Source organism: Flavobacterium sp. DW-iso2, from assembly GCF_058725285.1.
Window position 1 is genome coordinate 156682 of sequence record NZ_JBZXDY010000001.1, and the last position, 25282, is coordinate 181963.

Below are 25282 nucleotides of genomic sequence, written 5' to 3' on the forward strand. Positions count from 1 at the left end.
TGAATGATTGTAGGATTAAAAGGAATAATCAAATGGGTCAGTAAAATTTTTTGAAACGGTTTTCAGGAAAATAAGTAACTATATTAAGTATGAGCCTAGCAGTCCAATAGGATAGCCAATTTATAAAACTGGAAGAGATATTATTTCTTTTTTTAAGTGATGTTGGAGTTATTCTTTGACATTGTGCTATTATTTCGTTTAGGTGTTCTAAATAATTGCTGGAAAATGCGGTAGATTTAATTTCAACATTCATTTCAAGACTTCCATAAGAGCTCAAATTATTTAAGTTGAAAGATCCTATAGTGGTCCAATGCCCATCAACAACCGCTGCTTTTCCATGCAAAACGGTCTTATTCCATTCATATAATTCAATGTTGTTTTTCAAAAGAGCAGCGTATATATGATAGGTAGCTCGTCTAGAAAGCGCAACATCTGATATGCCAGCCAGGATTAATTTAACTTTGACCTGATTTTTCGCCGCTTTTTTCAATGCGTTATTCATTCTTCTGCCAGGAAGGAAATAGCTTCCCACTATGACGATTTCTTTTTTAGCGGTGGTGAAGGATGTAATATAAGCGTCATAGATTTCGTTTTTCCTTTTCAGCCAGTCATTTTGAATAATACTGACCACCGTTTCTTGCTGTGTCTGTAAAACAGTTTCTATCTTTTTTTTGAAAAAATATCTTTTCTTTAAAAAAAGGTCTCTACATAACAATTGAAGTTTTTTTGCAATTATTATATCATCAATTTGAACAGCATAGTCTAACCAGGGTTCTTTTCCCGGTTTGCCATTATATTTATCGGCAATATTGATTCCACCAATTAATAGCATCTGATCATCCGCAACAACAATTTTATGATGCAGTCTTCGGCCAATGTAAAAAGAATTTGCTGAAAAAAATGGAGAAAAAAAGCGAAAGTGGACTCCGCTTTCCGTTAATTCCTTTACTACTTGTTCAGGAAATGAAAACGAACCAAAGCCATCCAATAGTAAATACACCTTCACGCCACGCGCTGCCGATTCTTTAAGTTTTTCTATAATCTTAGTTCCAGTGGTATCGTTTTCAAAAATATAAAATTGAAGGTGAATCTCAGATTTCGCATTTTGAATAATTTGTTCCAGTCGGGAAAAATAGTCCTCGCCGCTATACACTAATTCCAGGCAATCAGGATGTGTTGTGTTTTGGATTTTAGGCATAGACGTTTTTGGATTTAACTCCTTTTATTAAAAGAAACTCCAAAAGATTTTCAGTGTCAAGAGTCCCAACAAGAATCCCATTTTCCATTACTAAAATTAAGTTGGATTTATTGGCAGAAACTAATTCAAAAATGTCTTCCAGTAGGGTTTCCACATCTAAATAAATTAAGTTTTTATTCATTGCAGAGCTTATAACTGTATTCTCGCCTTTTTCGGAAAGTGCTGCTATCATTTGATCTCGATTTAGCGTCCCAACGGGTTCATTATTGTCAGTAATCATAAATATCTTGGACTGACTGTCCAGTAACAGTGCTATTGCCGTTTTTATAGGCGCGTTGGCATCGATAGTTTGATATTGTTTCATCAGTACATCTCGCACTTTAAAACCTTTGAGAATGAATTTAGAGGCGGCATGCTCTGTTTCCATTTGGGCTGAGACAATTACAAATAACCCTATAAAAATTAAAAACGGATTGGAAATAAAACCCAAAAGAATAAACCCTATTGCTATAAATTGGCCAATTCTTGCTGCTATTCTGGTTGCAACATGTCTTCTAAATTTAAAGGCTAAGAGTGCTCTAAGGACGCGTCCTCCATCCATGGGGAATGCCGGAATCAAATTAAAAACGGCCAATACGATATTTACAATAAAGAAATTTAGGAAAAAATTACTGGCATTTACACCAGTTGATAATTGCGCAGCGAGTGCCTCTGCATTTTCTGGAAATGTTATAAAAAAACTAGTTATTAATGCCAAAACAATGTTTACTAGCGGCCCAGCAAAAGCAACTACTAATTCTTCTAAAGGTTTTTCAGGCAGTTTGTCCAATCTTGCTAGACCTCCAATGGGAAGCAATGTAATGTCTCTTGTTTGTATTCCATAGTTTTTTGCGGCTAGTGCGTGCCCAAATTCATGCATAACAACCGTGACAAAAATGCATAAAACGAAAATGACCGACCAAAGTATTTGTACAGCATTATAACCTGTCCGATAATTGATAAAAATAATAAAGGCAATAAGTAACGAAAATGTCCAATGTATAAATAGGCCAATACCCGCTACTTTTCCGAGTTTGAATGTTCCTTTCATTTTTCATTTTTTTTTTTAATATTATAAATTTCAGTATAATGGTAAAAAATACTTAAATTATTTAAAATCAATAAAGTGTAGGACTTTATATAAAAAGGAAAAGGGGCTTATCCTTACACTAAAGTACAATTTTTTTTTTGAAGAAGTGATGTAAAGTGAGAATAGGATTAATTTGTTTTTCAGGTATCCATACTAAATCTATGGAGTATCAACACATTAAATCTATTTGATACCTCTAATGATCCATTTCCCTATTTCTACTGCCCAAAAAATGATGCTTGATGCCAGTAGGGTTATTGCTAATTCATACAACGACAACGGTTGTGTTTTGAATACCATATTAAAGAAAGGAACGTAGACAATCATCAGTTGGAGTAAAACTGTCAGCATTAAAGCTCCCAAAAGAGGTTTGTTCGAAAAAATTCCAATTTTAAAAAGAGATTCTTCTCCAGAACGTATTGCCATTACATGTCCCATTTGACTAAAACAAAGGACTGTAAAAGCAATGGTTTGCCAATGTTGAATATTGGCATTAATTGCCCAATATTGAATACCCAGAGTTACCAAACCCAAAAGTAAACCAACACTTAGTATGTGTAATGCCATCCTTCCGGCAAAGATATTTTGCGTTGGATCTCGTGGTGACCGACTCATTATACTATCTTCAGCTGGTTCAGACGCCAATGCTAATCCTGGTAATCCATCTGTTACGAGATTAATCCACAAAATGTGAATGGCTAGCAGCGGAAAGGGTAAACCAAAAAAAGGAGCAAGGAAAATGGCGCATATTTCCCCAAAATTCCCCGTCAGGATGTATTTTATAAATTTTAAAATATTATCAAAGATCACTCGTCCATCCTTAACAGCAATCAAAATGGTAGCAAAATTATCATCAAGCAAAACCATGTCGGCCGCCTCTTTGGCAATAGCTGTGCCATTGATTCCCATAGCAATCCCAATGTTAGCGCTTTTAAGAGCAGGGGCATCATTAACACCATCACCAGTCATCGCCACAAATTGATCTTTTGCTTGCAGCGCTTTTATAATTTTTAATTTTTGCTCTGGGTTTACACGGGCATAGACACGTACATGTTCAACCATATCCGAAAATTCTGTTTCTGATAATTCAGCCAGTTTTGTTCCGCTCAATATAAGGTCTTCTTCTGAAGTGATTATACCTAACTGCTTTGCAATGGCTTTTGCTGTGAGTTTGTGGTCTCCGGTAATCATTACAGGAATAATTCCTGCCTTTATGCATGCTGAAACTGCTTTTTTTGCTTCACTCCGCGGAGGATCAATCATTCCTGCAAATCCTATAAATGTTAATGATGATTCTATCTCCTCTACATTTAAAGTTTCTGGCATGGATGGCATTTCTTTTATGGCATAGCCAATAACCCGATACCCTTCATTGGCAATGTCGTTGGCTTTTTTATCAAACTCAGAAACCAGTGGCTGTTGATCATTAACTATTTTATCTAGCAATACATCCACAGCCCCTTTGGTAATGACGAGTATCCCATTTTCTGTTTGGTGTAGTGTCGTCATGCATTTTCTTGAAGAATCGAATGGAAATTCTGCCACTCTTGGAAATTTTGTTTCTAATTCCTTTTTATTACTGTTTTTATTTAAAGCATATTGTACCAAAGCGATCTCCGTTGAATCGCCATGCCAGCTTCCGTCTTCTTTTGCTGAGACATCACTATTGAGTACCATTGCTGTGAGCAGGACATTATTTTTAATAAATGGGGTCTCAGTTTTTATACCGGGAGTCACATAAACTTCTTCAACGGTCATTTGATTTTTGGTCAGCGTTCCAGTTTTATCAGTGCAGATATAGGTTACTGACCCTAGTGTTTCCACCGCTGGAAGTTTTCTTATTAAGGCATTATTTTTTGCTAATCGTTTAGCACCAAAGGCAAGTGCAATTGTAACAAGTGCGGGTAAGGCTTCTGGAATGGCGGCAACAGCAAGCGAGATAGACGTTAACAACATGCTTATTATATTCTCGCCATTAATCCAACCTATTATAAAAATTAAAGTGCATATTATCAAGATGGCAATAGACAACCGCTTACCAAAAGCAGCTAATCGTATTTGTAGTGGAGTTATGGATTCATGTAATTGAATCATCTGGGCAATGTGACCAATTTCTGTCTCCATAGCGATTGCTGTAACATAGGCACGTCCATGCCCTTTTGTAATAAAGGTACCTTTGAAGCCTAAATTGCTGCGATCTCCTAGAGAATAGTCACCGTCAGGCAGTTTGTTCTCTGTTTTATCAGTGGTATTTGATTCACCTGTAAGCGTTGATTCGTCTACTTTAATTTGGTGGGTTTCAATAAAACGAACATCAGCGGGGATCCTGTTTCCGGCTTCGAGCAAAACCACATCACCAGGAACTAGCTCAGTAGACGCAATGGTTATGGTCTTTCCAGCCCGAATTACTCTTGTTTCTTCAGAAATTATGTTTTTAAGGGCTTCCATTGCTTTTTCAGCTCGGTATTCTTGCACAAAACCGATTGCCGCGTTGACTACAATTATGGTAAGAATAATAATGGTATCTGTTAAGTCACCCATTATACCTGAGACAATTGCCGCCAGGATAAGGATTAGAATCATAAAGTTGGACAATTGGTGGAGGACCATCCGTAAAACAGTGTTCTTTTTTTTGTAATCAATCTTGTTTTTGCCGTGCTTGGCTTGGCGTTGATTAGCAGTTTTTTCATCAATGCCTGCTGGGGATGTGTCCAACTTCTCGGATACTTCAGAAAGAGAAAGTAAATGCCAATTCATGTTCATCTGAATTTATTTTAATTAATCGGTCTTTCTGTTTTTTAAATTTCAATTAAGATAGTCATTAATTGAATCCGGAGGAGAAATTATTTAAAAGTATTTTCGTTCATAAATCGATGACGGATTTATGATTTTGAAAGTTAAAAGTAACGGAATAACGAATTTTTAAGCAGGTATAAATAGTAAGTATTGTTCGTAAATGTTTAATAATTAATGAAATGAAATAAATTTTCAATTATTCGAAACAACTTATTTAAGTTCATTTTCAGAGAGACCATTATAAGCCCAAGCATTAAAATTAACAATGGTGGTCTGCGCAATTCCCTCTAAAGCTTCGTTAGTCAAAAAGCCTTGGTGCCCCGTAATTAAAACATTAGGGAAGGAGCGAAGTATAGTGTATAAATGATCCTCCAGTTTTTTATTAATGTGGTTGCCAAAGAAAATTCCTTTTTCCTTTTCATAAACATCTAAGCCAGCTGCTCCGATATTGCCCATTTTGAGTGCATCTATTAGATCTTCTGTATTCACGATAGTTCCTCTTGCAGTGTTAATAAACAGGACTCCTTTTTTCATCAGGCTAAAATTGCTTTTGTTGAACATGTATTTTGTTTCATGATTAAGCGGACAATGAACTGAAATCACATCTGAAGTTGTACAAACCTCTTCCAATGTGGTATAGTTTATATCTATTTGCTGGATTAATTCCTCATTTTCTTGCGGATCACAAGCTGAAATTTGGCAGCCAAAACCATGCATTATTTTTGCGAAAGCGGTACCTATTTTTCCAGTTCCAATGATTCCTATCTTTTTTCCATGCAAGTCAAAACCGACCAAATGATCCAGACGGTAGTCACCCATTTGCATGAGTTTTTGGCCTAGAATAATCTTTCGATTTAAGGCTAATAACAAGGTTACGGCATGTTCCGCTACAGAATAGTGGGAGTAAGCGGGTACATTTGCCACTTTGATTCCTAAAGCTCTCGCTTTTTTCAAATCGACATAGTCATATCCCACAGATCTTAAAGCAATATATCTTACGCCGTAGAAATATAATTTTTCCAGTACGATAGCAGAGGCATTATCAGGGGTAAAAAGAGAAATACCTTCAAAACCCTCTGCTAGTTTGACCGTGTCTTCATTTAAAGGCTGGTTCGTATATTCTATTTCTAATTTCCCATGTTTGGCATTTTCGATAAATGGTTTGTCAAACGCGTATATGCTGTACATTAAAATTTTCATGATATTTTTTTTAGTTCCAATTAAGGAATGATGGCTGTTATTTTTGGCTATTCTATTTTCTAAATCAGGATTTCTGCTTTTCTATTGCATTCTTGATATAGGAAAGAAGTAACTTCAAGGTGGTGGTTTTCCCATAATCTCGTTCTGGTATTTCAATTCCTAGTTTATCATCTAATGCCACTATAAATTGTAAAGCATCAAACGAATCAATATTAAGGGTCTCTCGAATATTATCATCATCTTGCAATTCTGACGGTTCTGTTTCGGGGGCAATTTTTTTCAACAATTGAAAAATGGTCTTTTTAATTTCATCTTCTTTCATAATGAATCCGGATTTTGTAAATAGTTGTTTATGGCAGCTAAAAAACGACTACCGATAAGTCCATCCGTTGCCCGATGATCCCCAGCTAATGTGGCCTTCACAACAGACCGAATGCCCAACATGCCCTTTTCGGCAAAAGGCTGTTCTGAAATTGTCCCGAAACCCACGATTGCCACCTGAGGCGGATAAATTATGCCATAAACTACATCGGCGCCATTTTCTCCAACAGAGGTTAGCGTAATAGTAGAATCTGTCAGTTCTGAACTTCGTAATTTAAAGGCTCTTGCTCTTGGAATAATGTCATTTAATGTCTCCATGATTTCGTCAACACTTTTTAAATTAGTATGATGAATCGCCGGAACAATAATGCCGCCAGTCGTCAACGAAACAACAAACCCAATATTAATATCTTTTTTTTGTTGTAAACCGTTTTCCCAAATTGCGTTCAAATCGGGAAAATCAGCCAAAGATCTCGCTGTTGCCTTGATAAGAAGGACAACGGGTAGCAGTCTTTTTTTGATGGAACGTTGACTATTGGCTTCTTGTAACCAGGCCAATGCTTTTGTAAAATCTATCTTTTTTTCTAAATAATAGTGCGGAATCTCCCTATTCGACTTACTCATCGCAGCGGCTATTGCTGATCGAATTGCTACTGCTGGAGCATTGATTTTTTCGGGTTCAATCTTTTCTATTTTTGCAATTTCGTGATCGACATTTTCTTTGGTAATGGCTCCGTCAGGACCGGTTCCTGCCACTGATTCGAGATTGATGTGGTTCTCTTCGGCAATTCTTCGGGCGAGCGGTGATACTTTTATTTTTCGTGTTTCAGCCGTGCTTATAGGCGTACTTTTGATTGTTTTTTCCTCAGTTGGTTGCAATGGGGCAGGTTCTTTTTCTTTTTTTGTTTCTAAAGACACTCCGCTCGGCTGTAGTAGTGCCATAACGGCTCCTACAGGAACTTTTGTTCCTTCCTGAATGAGGAATTTATCAATGATGCCTTCATCGAATATTTCAATTTCAATAAGCCCTTTTTGTGTTTCCACCTCAGCGATAATATCGCCGCGCTTCACCGTGTCGCCTGGTTTTTTTTTCCATTCGATCAATGTACCGTCTTCCATGTCTGCACCCAAACTGGGCATTTTAAATTCAATCATGATGAATCATTTTTTTAACTGTATTTACAATGTCATTTACCTGAGGAATAGCCGCTTCCTCCAGATGATTGGCGTAGGGTATAGGGACTTCCGCACCACATAATCGTTGTACGGGAGCATCCAAATCATAAAACACTTTTTCCATTATTCGGGCCGATACTTCAGCAGAAATACTGACGGAGCGCCACGCTTCTTCCACAATAAGTGCCCGATGTGTTTTGGAAACAGAAGCCAAGAAAGTGGCTTCGTCTATAGGTCGTAAAACGCGGAGATCGACTACTTCGGCTTCAATGCCTATTTTGGCTAATTCAGTTGCCGCTTCTAAGCATTTATACACCGCTGCTCCATAAGTAATAATCGAAATATCTTTTCCTTCTCTTCTTACTTTGGCTTTTGTTATCGTTACCGGAGTGGCTTCCGCAGGAATTTCTTTTTCCATATTCAACAAGAAAGTATATTCGAACAGAATCACGGGGTCTGGACTTTGAAGAGCGGCATGCAACATGTTGCGGGCATCTTCATGTGTACCTGCAGAAAGAACAATTAATCCGGGAACATGGGCGTAAAAAGGTTCCCAACTGTGCGAATGTTGTGCCGCCAATTGCCGTCCTATTCCGCATCCAATGCGTATAACCACTGGTACATGAACCTGACCGCCGGACATGTGCAATAAGGTGGCGGCATTGTTTACGATTTGGTCGAAGGCAAGTAAACTGAAATTGACGGTCATCACTTCAACAATGGGCCTCATACCCGCTATTGCAGCGCCAATTCCTGCCCCTACGAAGCCTGCTTCAGAAAGCGGAGTGTCCATGATGCGTTCCTCACCAAACTCTTGCAAAAGTCCTTTGCTTACCGCAAAAGCGCCACCGTATCGTCCCACGTCTTCCCCCATAAGAAAAACACGCTCGTCATTTTGCAACGCTTCGCGCAACCCTTGTTTCGGCGCTTCGCGATAGGTAGTTTTTATTTTTGTAGTGGCGTTTTCCATTTTTAGAATATGTGAGTTGGAGAGATTTAGGTTAAATGATTTTCCAGCGGTTTAAAGTGGGCAGAATGTTTACGGCGTCTTGAATCAGCTTTTCTGAAAGTTTCAATTTCTTCATCTGGGTCTCTACCGTTTCCTTCATATCGCCAAATGTCATACTGGGTTTGACAAATGACCCAGCATCGTAACAAAATTTGCAATACTCATCCGTTTTTAAACCATTTGCTTCTGTTCCTTTCAATTGCTCATTGTCAAGTGGAATTCCACAACTTTGACATAATGTTGCTACTATCATAATTTTTGTTTTTAAAGGGTTCGATTAAAATCTTTTCAGGGTTTTACTTTGTTTTGTAGCCCCTGATGGGTTGTTTGTTTTTTATTGCATTTTATTTTCACTGTAAGTGAATTTTGTCAATTCTGCTATAGGCTCCCAGGTTCCCGCTTCTGCAAAATCGACGGCCAATTGGACTTTAGTTTCAATTTTCTGTTCGAATGCAGTGATTTCAGCTGGGGTAATCCATTTTTGCTTCAATAGGTAATTTTTGAATGTCGGAATGGGATCTCTTTTTTTCCATTCGTCAACCTCTTTTTTAGCCCGATATAATTCGGCATCAAACATCGAGTGTGCCTTAAAACGATAAGTATTGCAAACTAATAAATATGGTTTTCCACTACTTCTCACTTTTTGTGTGGCAGTATTGGCGGCATCGATTACCGCCATTAGATCCATTCCGTCCACCGCTTCAGCTTCGATACCGTAAGCAGCTCCTTTTTTTTCAATGTGGGTCTCGGAATGGGAGTGCCTAATCGCCGTTCCCATGGCGTATAGGTTGTTTTCACAGACAAATAACAGAGGAACTTTCCAAAGTGCCGCGAGATTCATTGCTTCGTGAAATTCGCCTTCGGCAGCTGCTCCTTCGCCAAAAAAGCAAACAGTAATATTTTCTTTCTTTTGCTTTTTGGACGCTAAAGCCATTCCGACAGCCAGTGGTAAATGACCGCTGACGATAGCATTTCCTCCATAGAATTTTTTTGAAACATCAAATAAATGCATGGAGCCCCCCCGGCCCAGTGAGCAACCTTCCATTTTACCATACATCTCAGCCATAATTACATCGGCATCGATTCCTCTTGCTAAGGCATGCCCGTGTTCTCGATAGGTACACAATACATTATCTTCCTCTGTTAGGGCCTGTATAACTCCTACCGCTACCGCTTCTTCACCAGTATATAAATGTAAAAACCCTCGGATTTTAGATTTTGTATATTGCTCTGCCGCTTTTTCTTCAAACCTTCGTATGAGCAACATTTGGTACAAAAGAAGCAATGCTTTTTTTATTTCCATGGGTTTCGTTATTGTGGCTGATTGTGACATAGTGTCGATTATTATTATTATTATTATTTTACATACCAAATGCATAGTAATAGAAAGTAGGATCACCAGCATATTTTCCTTCAATCATTATCCCTCGCTGCTGTCCTTGTACGGCTTCGATAAAAGACTGAACTGTAGTAATAGGTGTTATGTTGACAGAAGTAATTACAAATCCTTCCCGAATGTCTGTGCTACTTTTCAGTTTTCCATCGTATAGTTTCGTGACCTTTAGTCCATTTCTAACATTGTATTTTTTCTGATCGTCTTTGTCGATTTCTGCAAGTTCCACTCCTAATTCTTTTAATAAATCTGTTTTTAGAACAACAGTGGTAGCTGCTGTATATTTTTTGAGTGTTGCCGTAAGTTCTTTTTTATCTTTACCATTTCTGATTACCGTAATTTTTACCTTGTCTCCCGGACGTTTGCGAGAGATAATCTCCTGTAATTTTGATGCCGTTATTGTTTCAATATTATCAATACTGATAATCACGTCTTTTGCCCTGATTCCAGCCTCTTTTGCGGCTCCGTTATCGATTAAAGCATCTACATAAACGCCGTTAGCACGGTCGATGTTGATCTCTTTGGCCAGTACACTGTTTAAATCTCGGATACTGATTCCCAGAACAGCTCTTTGAACAGCCCCGTAATTCATCAGATCATTGGCGACTTTTTTTACGATGTCTACCGGAATCGCAAAAGCATAACCCGCATAAACTCCTGTGGGAGTTGCTATGGCGGTATTGATACCGATCAGTTTTCCTTCTAATGTCACTAAGGCTCCGCCGCTATTACCGGGGTTGACTGCTGCATCGGTCTGTATGAAGGATTCAATGGCTCCCTGATCCCGGAGTATGTTTATATTTCTTGCTTTGGCACTTACAATTCCAGCTGTGACCGTAGATGCCAGATTAAACGGGTTTCCAACTGCAACGACCCATTCTCCAATTTCAATGGTGTCACTGTCGCCAAATAGTATAAAAGAAAGATTTTTTTCATCAATCTTAAGGAGTGCCAAATCGGTGAGGGGGTCACTACCCACCAGTTTGGCAGTGTAAGAACGTCCATCAAACAAGGTGATGTTAATTTCGAGGGCATCCTTTACCACATGATTGTTGGTTACTATATATCCGTCAGCGGTCAATATTACTCCTGAAGCACTTCCAACTAATGGCATCGAATTATTTTCGGATGAATTGGGGGGCTGAAATTTATATTGTCTGAATAAAGGATCGTTTTTAAAAAACTCTTTTAAAGGATTGGGCAAATTATAAAACTGATTTTGGTCGCCATTTTCATATTGTTGGATCTGTGATGTAAAACTACTCTTAATGTTGACTACTCCTGGCGTTGCTATTTTAGCAGCATTTCTGAAATCTACAATCCCAGTATAAGATATGTTAGCTTGTGTAGCGGCAGTCTTCTTTTGAATTACTTCCATGTCATTTTCATTCTTCTTATCCTGTGCTTGACATCCTTGAAATAAGAGAAGAATAATAAACAGGTACATCCTTTGCGTTTTTAAATTCATTTCTATAAATGCTATCATGGCTGAGATTGATTTTAATAAATTGATTTTTGATAGGACTGATCCCTGTTTTTTTATAATTTCAGGATTCCTCCAATGTTGAAATATCACCTTCTGGTAAGCCGAGTTCACGTGCTTTCAGCAGTCTTCTCAAGATCTTTCCACTGCGGGTTTTGGGAACGCTTTCGACAAACTCAATTTCTTTCGGAGCGACGGCAGGACCCATTTCTTTTCGGGCAAAGCCTATAATGTCCATCTTCATTTCTTCATTGGCTTCGTTTCCGTCTTTCAAAACCACAAAGGCTTTTACCAACTCCCCAATATTGGTCTCAGGCTTTCCAATTACCGCTACTTCCGCCACCGCAGGATGTCGCATTAACGTACTTTCTACTTCAAACGGCCCCACCATGTGCCCTGAGGTTTTGATAATATCATCGGCGCGGCCGATAAACCAAAAATAGCCTTCGGCATCTTTTTTTGCCAGATCACCGCTGAGGTACCATTCGCCAATAAAACTTTTTTATACCGTTCCTCCTCATGCAGATAGGCGCGAAATAGGGAAGGGAAGCCTTTTTTCAAAACCAATTGACCTTGAACGTTAGGGTCTGTTATTATTTTCAGCTGCTTACCGTTGACCTGTGCAATGGCAATTTCTACCCCAGGCAAAGGTTTTCCCATAGAACCAGGTTTTACTTTCATCGAAGGATAGTTGGCTATCATAATACCTCCCGTTTCCGTTTGCCACCAATTGTCAAGAATGGGGAACCCGAAATTTTCCTCACCCCAGATTACAGCTTCTGCATTAAGCGGTTCTCCCACACTCAAAATCGATTTGAGATTTTCGAGATTGTATGCTTCTTTGGGCTTTATGTCTTCCATACGCATTAAGCGCCTGATTGCCGTGGGCGCAGTATACCAAGTAGTTACTTTTTGCTCTTCGAGTATAGAATACCATCTGATGGCATTAAACTCTGCTTCATCGATGATACTAGTAACGCCGCAGACTAGCGGTGCAATGATTCCATAGGAAGTCCCAGTTACCCAACCCGGATCGGCAGTACACCAAAACCGATCTCCTTCATGAAAATCAAGTACGTATTTACCCGTTATGTAATGGGTAAAAACCGCATGATGCACATGTAAAACCCCTTTTGGCATGCCGGTAGTTCCACTGGTAAAATGAAGTAAAGCAGCATCTTCAGGATTTGTTTCTGGAATTTTAAAATCGGTTCCGGCTTGATCCATGAGTGTGGAAAAGGACAGTATTTTGTCTGACAGGTGTTCGGTCGCATCCGTAAGAATTATATATTGAAGAGAGGGAAGTCGCTCCACCAATTGTTTTACTTTCTTCTCATATAACTTTGAAGTGGTAACCAGTAGCGTCACATCGCCTTTGCTTACTCTTTGATAAATAGGCTCAGGGCCAAACACAGAAAATAAAGGACAAAAAACAGCGGTATATTTTAATGTTCCCAAAGCAGTAATATACAATTCAGGAATTCTTCCCGTTAGCGAGAAAACACGTTCCCCTTTTTTAACCTTCAGTTTTTTAAGTACATTGGCAAATTTTGAACTTTGGATTTTCAAATCGGAATAGGTGAAATCCTCTGTGCTTCGGTCTTTTCGAATAAAACGCAGGGCAACCGTATCTTTAAGATGGTTTTGAGCATGTCTGTCTACAGCTTCATGGGCAATGTTTAACCCTTTACCATCGGGGAGTCCACTTAATTCCCGAGCGCAATATTTCCATGAGAAAGTCGCTTTTACTTTGTCATAATCCCTAAGATTATGTTGGATAGTTTCGCTGTTATTGATTGAATACATAATTGTTGAATTAGATGGATAAATTATTTATTGCGCCACAAAACCACCATCTACGGCCATGGCATGTCCGGTTACAAAAGAGGCCTCGTCTGAGCACATCCATACGACGGCATTGGCGATTTCCTCTGGCTGGCCCATGCGTCCAACTGGTTCTAAAGCTGTAAATTGTTCTATTGCTTCTTTCTTTTTTCCCGTAAGGCGATCCATCATGGGAGTTTGTATGACTCCTGGACAAACAGCATTCACTCGGATTCCCTGTTCGGCATATTCCAATGCAGCCGTTTTGGTCAATCCGATTACGCCATGTTTGGAAGCGACATAAGCAGGTAGTCCTGAAAATCCAACAAGTCCGGCTACCGAAGAGCAGTTGACAATGGTACCTTTGCCTTGTTTTAGTATTTCGGGAATTTCATGTTTCATACAGAGCCAAATCCCTTTTAGGTTGATACCAATGGTTTTATCCCAATTTCCCTCTGTACAATCGGCCGTGGGAGCGGAATCTCCTTCAATACCGGCATTGTTAAATGCATAATCCAATCGTCCAAAAGTAGTTATGGTTTTTTCGACCATATTTTTTACATCTACACTTTTAGAAACATCGCATTTAATAAAAATAGCTTCCGCGCCCAAGTCTTTAAGAGTTTTCATTGTTTCCGGACTTTCATGCCAATCTACAACAACAACTTTGGCTCCTTTTTTGGCGAAAGCCAAGGCAGTGGCTCTTCCTATTCCTGAAGATCCTCCTGTAATAATCGCTACTTTATTTTTGAATGCTGTTTCCATAACTTTATTTTTTTTGTTTATAGACGTACCGTATTTTTCTTTTCGGTTGCCAAAATATTTTCAATTCCTTTGATAAGGGCATCGGGATTAAATGAAATACTGTCTATTCCTTCCTCTACTAAAAATTGGGCAAATTCTGGAATGTCACTGGGCGCCTGACCGCACAATCCCACTTTTATTTTATTTCTCTTGGCAGCATGAATCGTTTCCCTGATTAAATTTTTTACCGCTGGATTCTGTTCGCTAAACAAATAACTGATTAATGCAGAATCACGGTCCAGACCCAGTGTAAGCTGTGTTAAATCATTCGAACCGATAGAAAACCCGTCAAAAAGAGACGCAAATTCATCAGCCAATATGACGTTACTAGGGATTTCTATCATCACGTAAACTTCAAGTCCGTTTTCTCCTTGTACTAGTTTATTGGTGGCCATCTCTGCAAGTACCTTTTGTCCTTCTTCTACGGTTCTGCAAAAAGGAATCATCAGTTTTACGTTGAGAAAACCCATTTCGTTTCGTACTTTTTTCATCGCTTCGCATTCTAGGGCAAACCCTTTTCTATAAAAATCGCTGTAGTAACGAGAAGCACCTCGGAAACCAATCATTGGGTTTTCCTCCTCGGGTTCAAAATATTTTCCGCCAATGAGATTAGCATATTCATTACTCTTAAAATCGCTCATTCTCACAATTACATCTTTGGGATAGAAAGCCGCCGCTACTATTGAAACTGCTTCAGCCAGTTTGTCAATAAAATATTTTTTGCTATCGGTATATCCTTTCGTTAATTCTGATATTTGGTCGATCACCGCTTGATCAATCACTTTTTCGGGTTCACAAAGTGCCAGCGGATGGATCTTAATGCTATTTGAAATTGCAAACTCCATTCGCATCAAACCAACCCCTTTATTAGGGTAGTTGCTCAGTTCGAAAGCTCTATCAGGATCCGCGAGAATGAACATTGGATTGGTGTCTGGCATGGATAATTGGCTAAAATCCTGTTCTGTGACTTCCCATTTTAACTCACCTTCATATATGTTACCGTTCTTTCCTTCAGCACAAGAAACCGTGATTTGCTGTCCATTTTTTATTTTTGAAGTGGCATCACCGCAACCTACCACGGCAACGACGCCAAGTTCCCGTGCGACAATCGCGGCGTGACTGGTGCGTCCTCCTTTATTAGTAATAATGGCAGCTGCCTTTTTCATGATTGGATCCCAATCTGGATTTGTCAAATCGGTAACTAGAATTTCCCCTTCCAACAATTGATTTCCTTCCTGCGGGCTATTGAGTATGCGCGCTTTTCCGGTAGCTATTTTATCTCCCAATGCGATTCCCTGAGTGATAAGCGTGCCTTTTTCTTTGAGTTTGTAAATCTCCCGCACTTGTTTTTTATCTTTCCCATGAACCGTTTCAGGACGCGCCTGAACAATATAGAGCTGATTGTTTACCCCATCTTTTGCCCATTCGATGTCCATAGGTTTTTTATAATGTTTTTCAATTTTGTAACACCATTGTGAAAGTTGGATGACTTCTTTGTCATTTAATGAAAATTGATTTTGTTTTTCTAAAGATGTGGGATTATTTATTATGGTATGTTCGGAGGAGGTTACTTCGCTCTTTTCGGCATAAATCATCGTAAATTCTTTTCGGCCACAATGCCTTTTCAGAATGGGATTTAGTTTTGGGTTTTCTAAAGTGGGCTTAAAGACCATCCACTCATCTGGTGTTATGGTACCCTTGACAATATTCTCGCCAAGACCCCAACTACCGTTGATGATGATTGTATTTTGAAAACCAGTATCAGGATCAATAGTAAAGGCAACACCTGAAGAAGCCTTATCACTTCGCACCATCTGTTGCACACCAACAGAGATAGCAACATCTAATTTTGTAAAACCCATATCGTGACGGTACTTTATGGCGCGATCTGTAAATAAGGAAACGTAACAACGAAGTATAGCATCAATTAATTGGTTTTCACCACTTATATTAAGGAAGGACTCCATTTGTCCAGCAAAACTTGCTGTAGGTAAATCTTCTGCAGTGGCACTGCTTCGTACCGCTACTCCAAGGTTCTTTGTATCACTTTGCGTGCTTAGCGATTGATAGGCAGTATTTATTTCGGCACGTATTTCGTCAGGAATAAGTGCTGATAGAATTAACGCTCTTGCTTTCTCACCAATTTCAGACAGATTGGCGTATTGGTTTGTGTCTAGTTTACTCAATAAATCATCTAATGATTTTTCTAAATTGTTTTTTTTTCGAAATAGACGGTAGCCAGCTGCGGTAACTGCAAATCCATTAGGAATATTGACGCCAATGGGCTTCAACTGATTGTATATTTCACCAAGGGAGGCATTTTTACCCCCAACTTGATTTATTGCAGTAATACCAATTTGGTTAAAAAACAAGATGTATTTATAATTTTCCATTTTTAATATATTTAATTTAAGTGATGACTGCTTTATTTCAATAAGGCAATAGAAAAATATTTAGAGCCTGCTTTTGTTGTTCGAAATCAAAAAATGATTTTTAAACCCATTGTTAGAATTATAAGTGCGATTTGGGAACTAAAGGAAAAGCGTAGTAGGTTTGCTCTTCATAACTGATTTAGTCTATTACTAATTTAATCAAAAAAAAATATTTTTGATACAAAAATCACGTTTATTTTAAAAGTATTTAAATTTAATGTGCTAACTAGCAGTAGTTTGTGTTTTAATTTTTGAAGGTTATAGCATTTGAGTTTTATTAAATTTGAGTTTTATCTCTTTAATCAAATTCAAATAATTTTAGTGTTTCTTGATTTTGGAACTAGTTAAATAAGATAGCGCTGAGGTTAGTATCGTGGGTTCTTATAATAAATTGGCAATTTTGATTTTGAATCAATTATTATTATATTTTTGTATGTAATCTAAAATAAGATATGAGTTTGAAATGTGTAAATAAGTAGTATATATTTCAAATAAACAGTTGCTTTTTAGAACGATTGATCCCAAATCAATACCAGCACCAAATAATGAAAAAACCAATATTACCATTAAATGAATCAGAGCGGCTTAATGCTCTTGAAAGTTATTCTATTATGGATTCCAGACCTGAGAAGGAGTATGATTCCATTACACAATTAGCCTCTTACATTTGTGGTACTCCTATTGCCTTGATAAGTTTATTAGATGAAAATAGACAATGGTTTAAATCAAGAATTGGTTTAGTGGCAAGTGAAACTCCGCGCGACATCTCTTTTTGCCAATATGCAATTATGGGACAAGAGGTATATGAGGTAACTAACGCATTGGAGAATGAAATTTTCGCAAATAATCCCTTAGTGACCAGTAATCCTGACATCAGATTTTATGCGGGTGCACCCCTTCAGGATGCTAACGGATTTAATTTAGGCTCACTTTGTGTAATTGATACCAAGCCAAGAATATTGTCTGATGAGCAGAAAAATGCGCTACAATTGTTAGCTAATCAAGTGGTTTTATTATTGGATCTGCGAAAAAAAAATGCTGATTTTAAAACTACACAACTGGAATTCCAGAATTTTATTGAACTCTCAAAAGAGTTAGTTTGTATTGCTAATGTCGATGCTACATTTCGTAAAGTAAACCCAGCTTTTACGACTGTTTTAGGGTATTCTAAAGAAGAATTAGAAGGCAGATTATTTCTAGATTTTATTCATCCCGAAGATTTAGACAAAACCTACAAGGAAGTAGAAAAGCTAGCAAATGGGCACAAAACAATTAGTTTTGAAAACCGCTACCGCTGCAATAATGGAGCATATGTACTCTTAAGTTGGAATGCATCACCAGATCCTGAAACGGGAAATCTATATTGCATTGCAAGAGATATTACCTTTGAAAGAGAGCAGCAAGAAATTGTAGTACAAACTACTAATGAATTAAAAGCGATACTTAATGCTTCTGCATTATCAATAATTTCAACAGATCTCGACGGAACGATCAAACAATTTAATAAAGGAGCTGAAAACTTACTAGGTTACCAAGCAGACGAAGTAGTAGGAAAAACCTCAGCGGGTATTTTCCATGTTGTAAGCGAGGTTGTACAACGTTCCCAAGATTTAAGCGAAGAACTCGGCGAACTTGTGGAGCCAGGATTTGATGTGTTTGTAATTAAACCTCGAAAATTTGGGATTGCAGATACTCATGAGTGGACATATTTAAGCAAAAACGGCACTACTTTTCCGGTATCATTATCAGTTACTGATATTAAAAATAGCGCAGGGGAGATAACTGGTTACTTAGGAATAGCTAAGGACATTTCAAAGGAAAAGGAAGCAGAACAGAATTTGATTAACAGCAATAACTTGTTAGATGAATCCCAACGGATAGCTAAAATAGGAAGTTGGAAATATGATCTACTTACAGATAATCTGATTTGGTCAAAAGGTCATTATAATATTTTTGAATTAGAGGAATTGCCTGAAAACGAGCTTAACGATGCCTATAGAAATCGGATCTATCCCGAGGATCTGATCTCTTTAGATGAATTAAGTGAAAATGTCGTAAAGACGGGTAAAAATTTTAAAATTAATTATCGAATAGTATTAGCTGATGGTAGAATAAAGGAAATTGTTGAAATAGGCCAACCTTATAAAAATCGAAGAGGAGAAGTAATTGGAATGCAAGGGACAATCCAGGATGTAACAGATGAAATAATTGCCGAACAGAATTTAATAAACGCCAATAAACTATTAGACGAGTCGCAAAGCATTGCCAAAATAGGAAGTTGGAAATACGATATACTAACAAATGATTTATTTTGGTCCAAAGGGCATTATCAAATTTTCGAATTAGAAGAATTACCTTCAAATCAGCTCAATACTGTTGCAAGGTCAAGAATTCATCCTGATGATCTATCAATTCTTGATGAGTCTGACAAAATTATGATGGAAACGGGAAATGACTTTAAAATAAATTACAGAGTAGTACTTCCTGACAATAGAATAAAACAAATCAGAGAAATTGGGCAACCTTATAAGAATGAAAAAGGGAAAATAATTGGAATGCAAGGGACAATTCAGGACGTAACAAAGGAAAAAGAAACCGAACTTAATTTAATTAACAGTAAAAAATTATTAGACGAATCTCAAAGTATAGCTAAGATAGGAAGCTGGAAATTTGATTTAATCACTAATGATTTAACATGGTCTATGGGACATTATGAAATGTTTAATTTGGAAGAATTACCTTCTGATCAACTTTTTAATGCGTACAGAAGTCGAATTCATCCCGATGATATAGTTGGACTTGATAATGCTTTAGCACATACATTAAAAACAGGAGAAGATTTGCATTACGACCATAGACTAGTATTGCCTGACGGTAGCTTGAAATACATTGTGGCAATAGGAAAAGGATATAAAAATGACAAGGGAGAGGTTGTCGGTATTCAAGGTACTGTGCAAGATATTACAGAGAAAACACTTGCTGAACAAATTATAATCGAAAAAGCAAAAGAAATAAATGATGTCAGATCTGCTTTAGATGAATCTTCGATAGTGACAATTACAGATCACAAAGGGATGGTTACCTTTGTGAACGATAAATTTTGTTCTATTTCTAAATATTCGAAAGAAGAGCTCATTGGTCAATTTCATTATCTTGATAATCCATATTATAAAATAAATAGGTTCGTTAAAAATATATGGACAACCATTGGTAACGGGCGTGTGTGGAGCGGAGAAATAAAGAATGTTGCTAAAGATGGATCATTCTACTGGGTCTATTCTACAATTGTTCCTTTTTTAAACAATGAAGGAAAACCCTATCAATATATTGCAATTAGTTCTGATATAACAGAGCAAAAACAAGCACAGGAAAGCTTAAACAATGCATTAACTGATCTTGAAAAAAAGAATAAGGAATTAGATCAGTTTGCTTACGTCGTTTCTCATGATCTAAAGGCTCCCCTGAGGGCGATTAATAACCTTTCGGAGTGGATTATGGAAGATATGCCTGAGATGCCTGCTGAGGTAAGTAGTAATTTTGGTTTACTACGAGGTCGTGTCATGCGTATGGAAAATTTAATTAATGGCGTTTTAGATTATTCCCGTATTGGTAAAACATTAATTGAAAAGCAGGAAACTGATTTAAAAATAATGTTACATCTAATTATTGAAACAATTGTACCCACTGAAGGGTTTGAGGTCAATATTGCAGACACTATTCCTGAAATTAAGATTGCAAGAATATTATTTCAACAGATATTCACTAACCTTATCAGTAATGCAGTAAAATATAATGACAAACCAATAGGGAAAATCGAATGTCTTTATGAATCATTACCTAATTTTCACCAATTTACCATAAAAGACAATGGCCCCGGAATAGCAGAAGAATACCATCAAAAAATATTTAAAGTTTTTCAAACCATTGAAGCTCGCGATAAAAAAGAAAGTACAGGTGTCGGGTTGTCAATTGTAGAAAAGATAATCGAAGAAATGGGAGGTACTATTCGCATTTATTCTGAAGAAAATAAAGGCGCAAGTTTTATCTTTACAATTCCTAAATAATAGACAATGATAGAGCCAGAAAAAAGATGTCAAGAGGAGTTAACAGCGCTTAAGAAAGAATTTGAAGAATTTGTTTATATTGTTTCCCACGATATAAAGACACCAATGCGAGCTATTGTAAATATCGCTACTTGGATTGAAGATGATTTAGGACCTCATGTTAATAAGGATATTTTAGATAATTTTAATTTATTAAAAAATAGAGTAGGACGTCTGGAAAACATGATGAATGCTTTATTAGAACTCTCACGGGTTAATAGAACGAAAATGGAACTATTTGAAGTGAGCATCCCTAAATTAGTAAATGACTGTATTGAAATGCTAGGTGATACAATAAACGTAGAATTTCATCTGACTTACAATTTATTAGATAAAAAATGCATTACTTTGGGAAAAAAATTAGAAAAAGTAATATATAGTTTACTTCATAATGCGATTCAATTTCATGATAAAGTACAGAAGAATGTATTTGTTGAAGTAATTGAAAATGAAACCGATTATGAATTTGTAATCTCCGATGATGGTCCCGGTATTCCGGAAGAGGTAAAAGACAAAATATTTTCCATCTTCTACACCGCTAATTCTAAGGATGTCGTTGATTCGACTGGTGCAGGCTTAGCAATATGTGATAAAATAATAAAAATGGTAGGAGGAAAAATACAATATGCTCCTGGATTAAATTGTGGTTCCATTTTTAAATTTAATTGGCCAAAAACAATAACAGTAAATAATTAATATTATGGTACAAAAATTAGTGAATATTTTATTGGTTGAAGATGATGAGGTGGATGTAATGAATGTAAAAAGAGCATTCTCAAAAAACAATATAAAGAATGATCTTTTTGTAGCCGGAAACGGTGTGGAGGCATTAGAAATGCTACGTGGAGGGATTGTTCCATTACCAAGAATTATCATATTAGATATTAATATGCCTAAGATGAATGGAATAGAATTTCTTAAAGAAATGAGAGAAGATGAAAAGCTTAAAAATATCTCTGTATTTGTGATGACTACTTCAAACGAGGATAGTGATAAAATCAATGCCTATAATCTAAATGTCGCGGGCTATATTTTAAAACCATTATCTTTTGAGAAATTTATCGCTTCTGTTGCCACACTAAAGGATTTTTGGTCCTTGTGCGAAATGTAAACTATAATAGTAGTAATAATTACAAATTATGATAAATTCAAACATTTTAGTAGTAGATAATTGTAAAGTTGATGTTGAAAACGCGAAAAAGGCATTTTCAATACTCGGGCTAGAGGATACATTATATTTTGCTAAAAATGATTTGGAAGCCTGGGATAAGCTTCAGGGGAATCAGAAAATTTCTCCCATACCTAAAATTCTTTTGATTGATATTAATCAGGAGGGAATTAAGGGTATAGATTTATTACTTAAAATAAGAAAACACGAAGATTTAAAATCAATATTAATATTTGTGATCACCGGAACAGATAATGAAAAAAATAAAAGTGATGCTTTAAATTTAAATATTGCCGGATACCTTCATAAACCAATTCAGAGTGACAAAAGTTTTGATTTTTTTTCAATCCTATATAATTATTGGAATATTATTGAATATTCAAGTGAAAAAAAATAAAATAAAATGGCTGTAGCTTTAAAAATATTAGTGATCGATGATGACAAGGTCGATTTAATTACTATAATCAGATCTATTTCACATTCTGGAATAGTAGCAGATGTGGAAAGTGCCTTTTCGGCCAAAGATGGAATTGAAAAAATAAAGGCATTTAATTATGATCTTATCTTTTTGGATTATTTAATGCCCGATAGTGATGGGATTTCTTTTCTAAAAATTCTAAAGGATTTGGGGATAGATACACCAGTAATTTTTGTCACTTCCCAAGGAGATGAAAAAATTGCCAGTCAAGCTATTTTAGGTGGAGCATCTGATTATATTCCAAAATCATTACTGACTCCTGACGGAGTTTCACAAAGTATAAGAAATGCACTTAAACTTCATGAAAGCTTTGAACAAAGAAAGAAAACAGAATTAGCTTTAAAAATTAATGCTAACAGACTTTCAGAAGCTCAAAAACTTGCGAAAATTGGATTTTGGGAATTAAACCTAATTGATGAGGCCGTTTTTTTCTCAGAACAAGTTTATACTATTTTTGAAATTGAGAAAGATAGTACTCCCTCACTGGTCCTTTTAAAATCTCGATTAATTAATGCAGAGGATGTCAGACTGTTTGAAAACAACTTGAATTTGGTCGAAAAGAGCAATTTAGAAGTTAAGTTTAGTCATAGTTTACCGGCTAAAAATGGGACTATTAAATATATTAATGAGTATATAAAATGCTTGAATGATGAGTATAATGTGCCTTTCAAGATATTAGGAACTATTCAAGACGTCAGTGATCAAAAACATATTGAAAGGGAACTTATAAAAGCAAAAGAGCTGGCAGAACAATCGGCACGTATAAAGGAACAGTTTCTTACTAATATGAGTCATGAAATCCGTACCCCAATGAATGGAATTATTGGGTTTGCAAGAATTCTAGAAGGAACAAGTTTAAACAGCGATCAGGAGCAAAGTGTAAAAGCCATTAAAAGAGCTGGAAAAAATCTAATGGTTATTATTAATGATATTCTTGATTTTTCAAAAATTGATGCAGATAAAATGATCATTGAAGAAGTAAATTTCTCTCTATCAAAAAACAGTAACGCTGTTATCGAGTTACTTTCTACAATTGCCGAAGAAAAGAACGTAAAACTACTTTATACAATTGATCCTAATATCAATGATTTCTTGATTGGAGATCCCACAAGGTTATCGCAAATATTAATTAATTTAATAGGTAATGCCTTGAAATTTACTGAAAAAGGATCTGTTGAGTTAATTATTTCACAAGAAAGAGAATCTGCAACTGAGGCTTTTATAAGGTTTACAGTCAAAGATACCGGTATCGGAATTCCACAAGATAAAATAGATTCGATATTTGAAAGTTTCAACCAAGCATCCAATGAAACGACCAGAAAATTTGGAGGAACAGGTTTGGGTTTGACGATAACGCGAAAATTAATCGAACTGCACGGTAGTTCAATAACCGTTAAAAGTGAAGTTGGAACAGGAAGTGAATTTTCATTTCGTATTCAATATAGAAAGGACTTAAGTGGAGCAACTGCTATTTCTACAGTAAAAAAGGAGCAGTTAACTCCTGATTTCCTTAAGGGCGTAAAAATATTATTGGTTGAGGATAATGCATTAAACCAACTATTAGCCGTTAAAGTCTTTAAGAAATGGGATAAGGAAATTGATATTGCCGACAACGGAAAAATAGCTATTGATAAAATAGAAGCAAATAATTACGATATTATTTTAATGGACATTCAAATGCCTGAAATGGATGGGAATGAACTGACAAGATACATTCGAAATCACATGGGTTCTAAATCGAATGTCCCAATAATTGCATTAACAGCACATGCCACATTAGAAGAAGAAAAGCGTTGTATAGATAATGGTATGAATGATTATTTATCAAAACCATATCAGTTTAACGTATTACTTGAAAAACTATATAAAAATTTAATAAAGACACCTACCACTATTTCTTCTGACTCAGCTGATCAGTTGATAGTCGAAACTGAAAGTTTAATTGATTTTACTTATTTAAATGATTTTGCTGACGGAGATGCCGATTTTGTTAAAAAAATGGTACACTTATTTATGCGAAACTCTCCAATAGCATTAAAAGCAATATTAAAATCAAGTGAATCAGATGATCTAGAAACGCTGAAATATGAAGTACATAAAATTAAGTCGTCTATTAGTTTATTAGGAATTCTATCAGCATCAAATTGTATTGAAATTATTGAAGAAGAAATTAATATAAATCCTTTTGGACAAAAAAGGAAAGAAGAAGTGATGCACCTTAATGAAATTTGCCAGTCGGTTTTCATTGAATTAGAATCATTGGACGGTTTTTCAAAAAAATAATATTTTTATAAAGACTTGTATAGAAAAATATTATTCTGATAATTAGATGAATTAACCTTTACAATTTAGTTTCGAAAAGTGAATGTACGAATGGCAAAGAAGTGATTAATAAAAATAGGAGTATAGGATCCAAATGTCATTTTTACAGACATTTATGATACCAAATATTTATAGAATTAATATTGTGAAAAAAGTACGAACCGAATTAAATCTAGCAATCTCGATAATAGGATTATCCGGTCTTAGTTTAGAAAAGATAGTTTTTAGATGCTTTTGAAGTAATTGCGGATGATTTTACAACCAAGTCATTTAGTCCAAACGAGTTAATTGTCAGAATAAAAAGACCGATGTTAAAAGTATAAAGGACAGTTCAGTACGACTCCATTCTTAATATATGCAAATCGCTTACTGAGTAGCGATTTTTTTGTACAGTAATTTGAAAGGATAAAACAAATTAACCATAAATAATATAATCTCTTGTTTTT

General features: G+C 36.3%; 19 protein-coding genes. 5 read left to right on the forward strand and 14 right to left on the reverse strand.

Going from position 1 to position 25282, the window contains the following annotated elements; translation table 11 throughout:
- Nucleotides 1-37: 37 nt before the first annotated feature.
- The 14 genes from AC4PRO_RS00685 to ppsA all read right to left on the reverse strand — a co-directional run bounded on the left by AC4PRO_RS00685 (nt 38) and on the right by ppsA (nt 16726).
- A complete protein-coding gene (locus AC4PRO_RS00685) occupies nt 38-1198 on the reverse strand; it encodes a phospholipase D-like domain-containing protein (protein ID WP_492115910.1) in 1161 nt (386 codons plus the stop codon).
- Nucleotides 1191-2288, reverse strand: coding sequence for a M50 family metallopeptidase (locus AC4PRO_RS00690; protein ID WP_492115911.1), 1098 nt, complete (start codon nt 2286-2288; stop codon nt 1191-1193). The genes AC4PRO_RS00685 and AC4PRO_RS00690 overlap by 8 nt, the downstream gene beginning before the upstream one ends.
- A 222-nt stretch (nt 2289-2510) precedes the next feature.
- Entirely contained in the window at nt 2511-5090 is a 2580-nt protein-coding gene (locus AC4PRO_RS00695) for a cation-translocating P-type ATPase (RefSeq protein WP_492115912.1), read from the reverse strand.
- Between the two features lie 243 nt (nt 5091-5333).
- The gene (locus tag AC4PRO_RS00700; protein WP_492115913.1) at nt 5334-6323 is read right to left on the reverse strand and encodes an NAD(P)-dependent oxidoreductase; all 990 of its coding nucleotides are present in this window, start codon (nt 6321-6323) and stop codon (nt 5334-5336) included.
- A gap of 64 nt (nt 6324-6387) precedes the next feature.
- Nucleotides 6388-6645 carry an acyl carrier protein gene (locus AC4PRO_RS00705; RefSeq protein ID WP_492115914.1) on the reverse strand — a complete coding sequence of 86 codons (258 nt, stop codon included), beginning with the start codon at nt 6643-6645 and terminating at the stop codon, nt 6388-6390.
- Nucleotides 6642-7799, reverse strand: coding sequence for a dihydrolipoamide acetyltransferase family protein (locus AC4PRO_RS00710; RefSeq protein ID WP_492115915.1), 1158 nt, complete (start codon nt 7797-7799; stop codon nt 6642-6644). Before AC4PRO_RS00710 ends, AC4PRO_RS00705 begins: the two co-directional genes overlap by 4 nt.
- Nucleotides 7792-8790: an alpha-ketoacid dehydrogenase subunit beta gene (locus AC4PRO_RS00715; protein ID WP_492115916.1), complete on the reverse strand. Its 999-nt coding sequence runs from the start codon at nt 8788-8790 to the stop codon at nt 7792-7794. Before AC4PRO_RS00715 ends, AC4PRO_RS00710 begins: the two co-directional genes overlap by 8 nt.
- A 31-nt stretch (nt 8791-8821) precedes the next feature.
- Entirely contained in the window at nt 8822-9082 is a 261-nt protein-coding gene (locus AC4PRO_RS00720) for a zinc ribbon domain-containing protein (RefSeq protein WP_074723111.1), read from the reverse strand.
- An 81-nt stretch (nt 9083-9163) separates the two neighbouring features.
- Nucleotides 9164-10162, reverse strand: coding sequence for a pyruvate dehydrogenase (acetyl-transferring) E1 component subunit alpha (gene pdhA, locus AC4PRO_RS00725; protein ID WP_492115917.1), 999 nt, complete (start codon nt 10160-10162; stop codon nt 9164-9166).
- Nucleotides 10163-10190: 28 nt separating this feature from the next.
- Complete coding sequence (locus tag AC4PRO_RS00730; RefSeq protein WP_492115918.1) at nt 10191-11708, reverse strand: S1C family serine protease; 1518 nt, start codon at nt 11706-11708, stop codon at nt 10191-10193.
- A gap of 61 nt (nt 11709-11769) precedes the next feature.
- Entirely contained in the window at nt 11770-12096 is a 327-nt protein-coding gene (locus AC4PRO_RS00735; RefSeq protein ID WP_492115919.1) for an AMP-binding enzyme, read from the reverse strand.
- Nucleotides 12075-13511 (reverse strand): AMP-binding protein, encoded by a 1437-nt coding sequence (locus AC4PRO_RS00740; RefSeq protein ID WP_492115920.1) that lies wholly within the window; start codon nt 13509-13511, stop codon nt 12075-12077. The genes AC4PRO_RS00735 and AC4PRO_RS00740 overlap by 22 nt, the downstream gene beginning before the upstream one ends.
- Before the next feature lie 27 nt (nt 13512-13538).
- Entirely contained in the window at nt 13539-14294 is a 756-nt protein-coding gene (locus AC4PRO_RS00745; RefSeq protein ID WP_492115921.1) for an SDR family oxidoreductase, read from the reverse strand.
- A gap of 17 nt (nt 14295-14311) precedes the next feature.
- Nucleotides 14312-16726 carry a phosphoenolpyruvate synthase gene (gene ppsA / locus AC4PRO_RS00750; RefSeq protein ID WP_492115922.1) on the reverse strand — a complete coding sequence of 805 codons (2415 nt, stop codon included), beginning with the start codon at nt 16724-16726 and terminating at the stop codon, nt 14312-14314.
- Between the two features lie 584 nt (nt 16727-17310).
- Here ppsA and AC4PRO_RS00755 point away from each other — a divergent pair.
- From AC4PRO_RS00755 to AC4PRO_RS00775, 5 genes are read left to right on the forward strand one after another with little or no spacing between them, the layout of a single operon-like run.
- Nucleotides 17311-20829 (forward strand): PAS domain-containing protein, encoded by a 3519-nt coding sequence (locus AC4PRO_RS00755; RefSeq protein WP_492115923.1) that lies wholly within the window; start codon nt 17311-17313, stop codon nt 20827-20829.
- A gap of 6 nt (nt 20830-20835) precedes the next feature.
- On the forward strand, nt 20836-21564 hold the full coding sequence (locus AC4PRO_RS00760; protein ID WP_492115924.1) for a sensor histidine kinase: 729 nt from the start codon (nt 20836-20838) through the stop codon (nt 21562-21564).
- Between the two features lie 4 nt (nt 21565-21568).
- Nucleotides 21569-21979 carry a response regulator gene (locus AC4PRO_RS00765; protein WP_492115925.1) on the forward strand — a complete coding sequence of 137 codons (411 nt, stop codon included), beginning with the start codon at nt 21569-21571 and terminating at the stop codon, nt 21977-21979.
- Between the two features lie 28 nt (nt 21980-22007).
- Nucleotides 22008-22433, forward strand: a complete 426-nt coding sequence (locus AC4PRO_RS00770; RefSeq protein ID WP_492115926.1) for a response regulator — start codon at nt 22008-22010, stop codon at nt 22431-22433.
- Nucleotides 22434-22439: 6 nt separating this feature from the next.
- A complete protein-coding gene (locus tag AC4PRO_RS00775; protein ID WP_492115927.1) occupies nt 22440-24797 on the forward strand; it encodes a response regulator in 2358 nt (785 codons plus the stop codon).
- Nucleotides 24798-25282 lie beyond the last annotated feature (485 nt).

What these genes read in the sequence shown, in the direction of transcription:
- AC4PRO_RS00685 (WP_492115910.1), bottom strand. Translation starts at nt 1,198, where the DNA reads ATGCCTAAAATCCAAAACACAACACATCCTGATTGCCTGGAATTAGTG.
- AC4PRO_RS00690 (WP_492115911.1), bottom strand. Translation starts at nt 2,288, where the DNA reads ATGAAAGGAACATTCAAACTCGGAAAAGTAGCGGGTATTGGCCTATTT.
- AC4PRO_RS00695 (WP_492115912.1), bottom strand. Translation starts at nt 5,090, where the DNA reads ATGAACATGAATTGGCATTTACTTTCTCTTTCTGAAGTATCCGAGAAG.
- AC4PRO_RS00700 (WP_492115913.1), bottom strand. Translation starts at nt 6,323, where the DNA reads ATGAAAATTTTAATGTACAGCATATACGCGTTTGACAAACCATTTATC.
- AC4PRO_RS00705 (WP_492115914.1), bottom strand. Translation starts at nt 6,645, where the DNA reads ATGAAAGAAGATGAAATTAAAAAGACCATTTTTCAATTGTTGAAAAAA.
- AC4PRO_RS00710 (WP_492115915.1), bottom strand. Translation starts at nt 7,799, where the DNA reads ATGATTGAATTTAAAATGCCCAGTTTGGGTGCAGACATGGAAGACGGT.
- AC4PRO_RS00715 (WP_492115916.1), bottom strand. Translation starts at nt 8,790, where the DNA reads ATGGAAAACGCCACTACAAAAATAAAAACTACCTATCGCGAAGCGCCG.
- AC4PRO_RS00720 (WP_074723111.1), bottom strand. Translation starts at nt 9,082, where the DNA reads ATGATAGTAGCAACATTATGTCAAAGTTGTGGAATTCCACTTGACAAT.
- pdhA (WP_492115917.1), bottom strand. Translation starts at nt 10,162, where the DNA reads ATGTCACAATCAGCCACAATAACGAAACCCATGGAAATAAAAAAAGCA.
- AC4PRO_RS00730 (WP_492115918.1), bottom strand. Translation starts at nt 11,708, where the DNA reads ATGATAGCATTTATAGAAATGAATTTAAAAACGCAAAGGATGTACCTG.
- AC4PRO_RS00735 (WP_492115919.1), bottom strand. Translation starts at nt 12,096, where the DNA reads ATGGTGGGGCCGTTTGAAGTAGAAAGTACGTTAATGCGACATCCTGCG.
- AC4PRO_RS00740 (WP_492115920.1), bottom strand. Translation starts at nt 13,511, where the DNA reads ATGTATTCAATCAATAACAGCGAAACTATCCAACATAATCTTAGGGAT.
- AC4PRO_RS00745 (WP_492115921.1), bottom strand. Translation starts at nt 14,294, where the DNA reads ATGGAAACAGCATTCAAAAATAAAGTAGCGATTATTACAGGAGGATCT.
- ppsA (WP_492115922.1), bottom strand. Translation starts at nt 16,726, where the DNA reads ATGGAAAATTATAAATACATCTTGTTTTTTAACCAAATTGGTATTACT.
- AC4PRO_RS00755 (WP_492115923.1), top strand. Translation starts at nt 17,311, where the DNA reads ATGAAAAAACCAATATTACCATTAAATGAATCAGAGCGGCTTAATGCT.
- AC4PRO_RS00760 (WP_492115924.1), top strand. Translation starts at nt 20,836, where the DNA reads ATGATAGAGCCAGAAAAAAGATGTCAAGAGGAGTTAACAGCGCTTAAG.
- AC4PRO_RS00765 (WP_492115925.1), top strand. Translation starts at nt 21,569, where the DNA reads ATGGTACAAAAATTAGTGAATATTTTATTGGTTGAAGATGATGAGGTG.
- AC4PRO_RS00770 (WP_492115926.1), top strand. Translation starts at nt 22,008, where the DNA reads ATGATAAATTCAAACATTTTAGTAGTAGATAATTGTAAAGTTGATGTT.
- AC4PRO_RS00775 (WP_492115927.1), top strand. Translation starts at nt 22,440, where the DNA reads ATGGCTGTAGCTTTAAAAATATTAGTGATCGATGATGACAAGGTCGAT.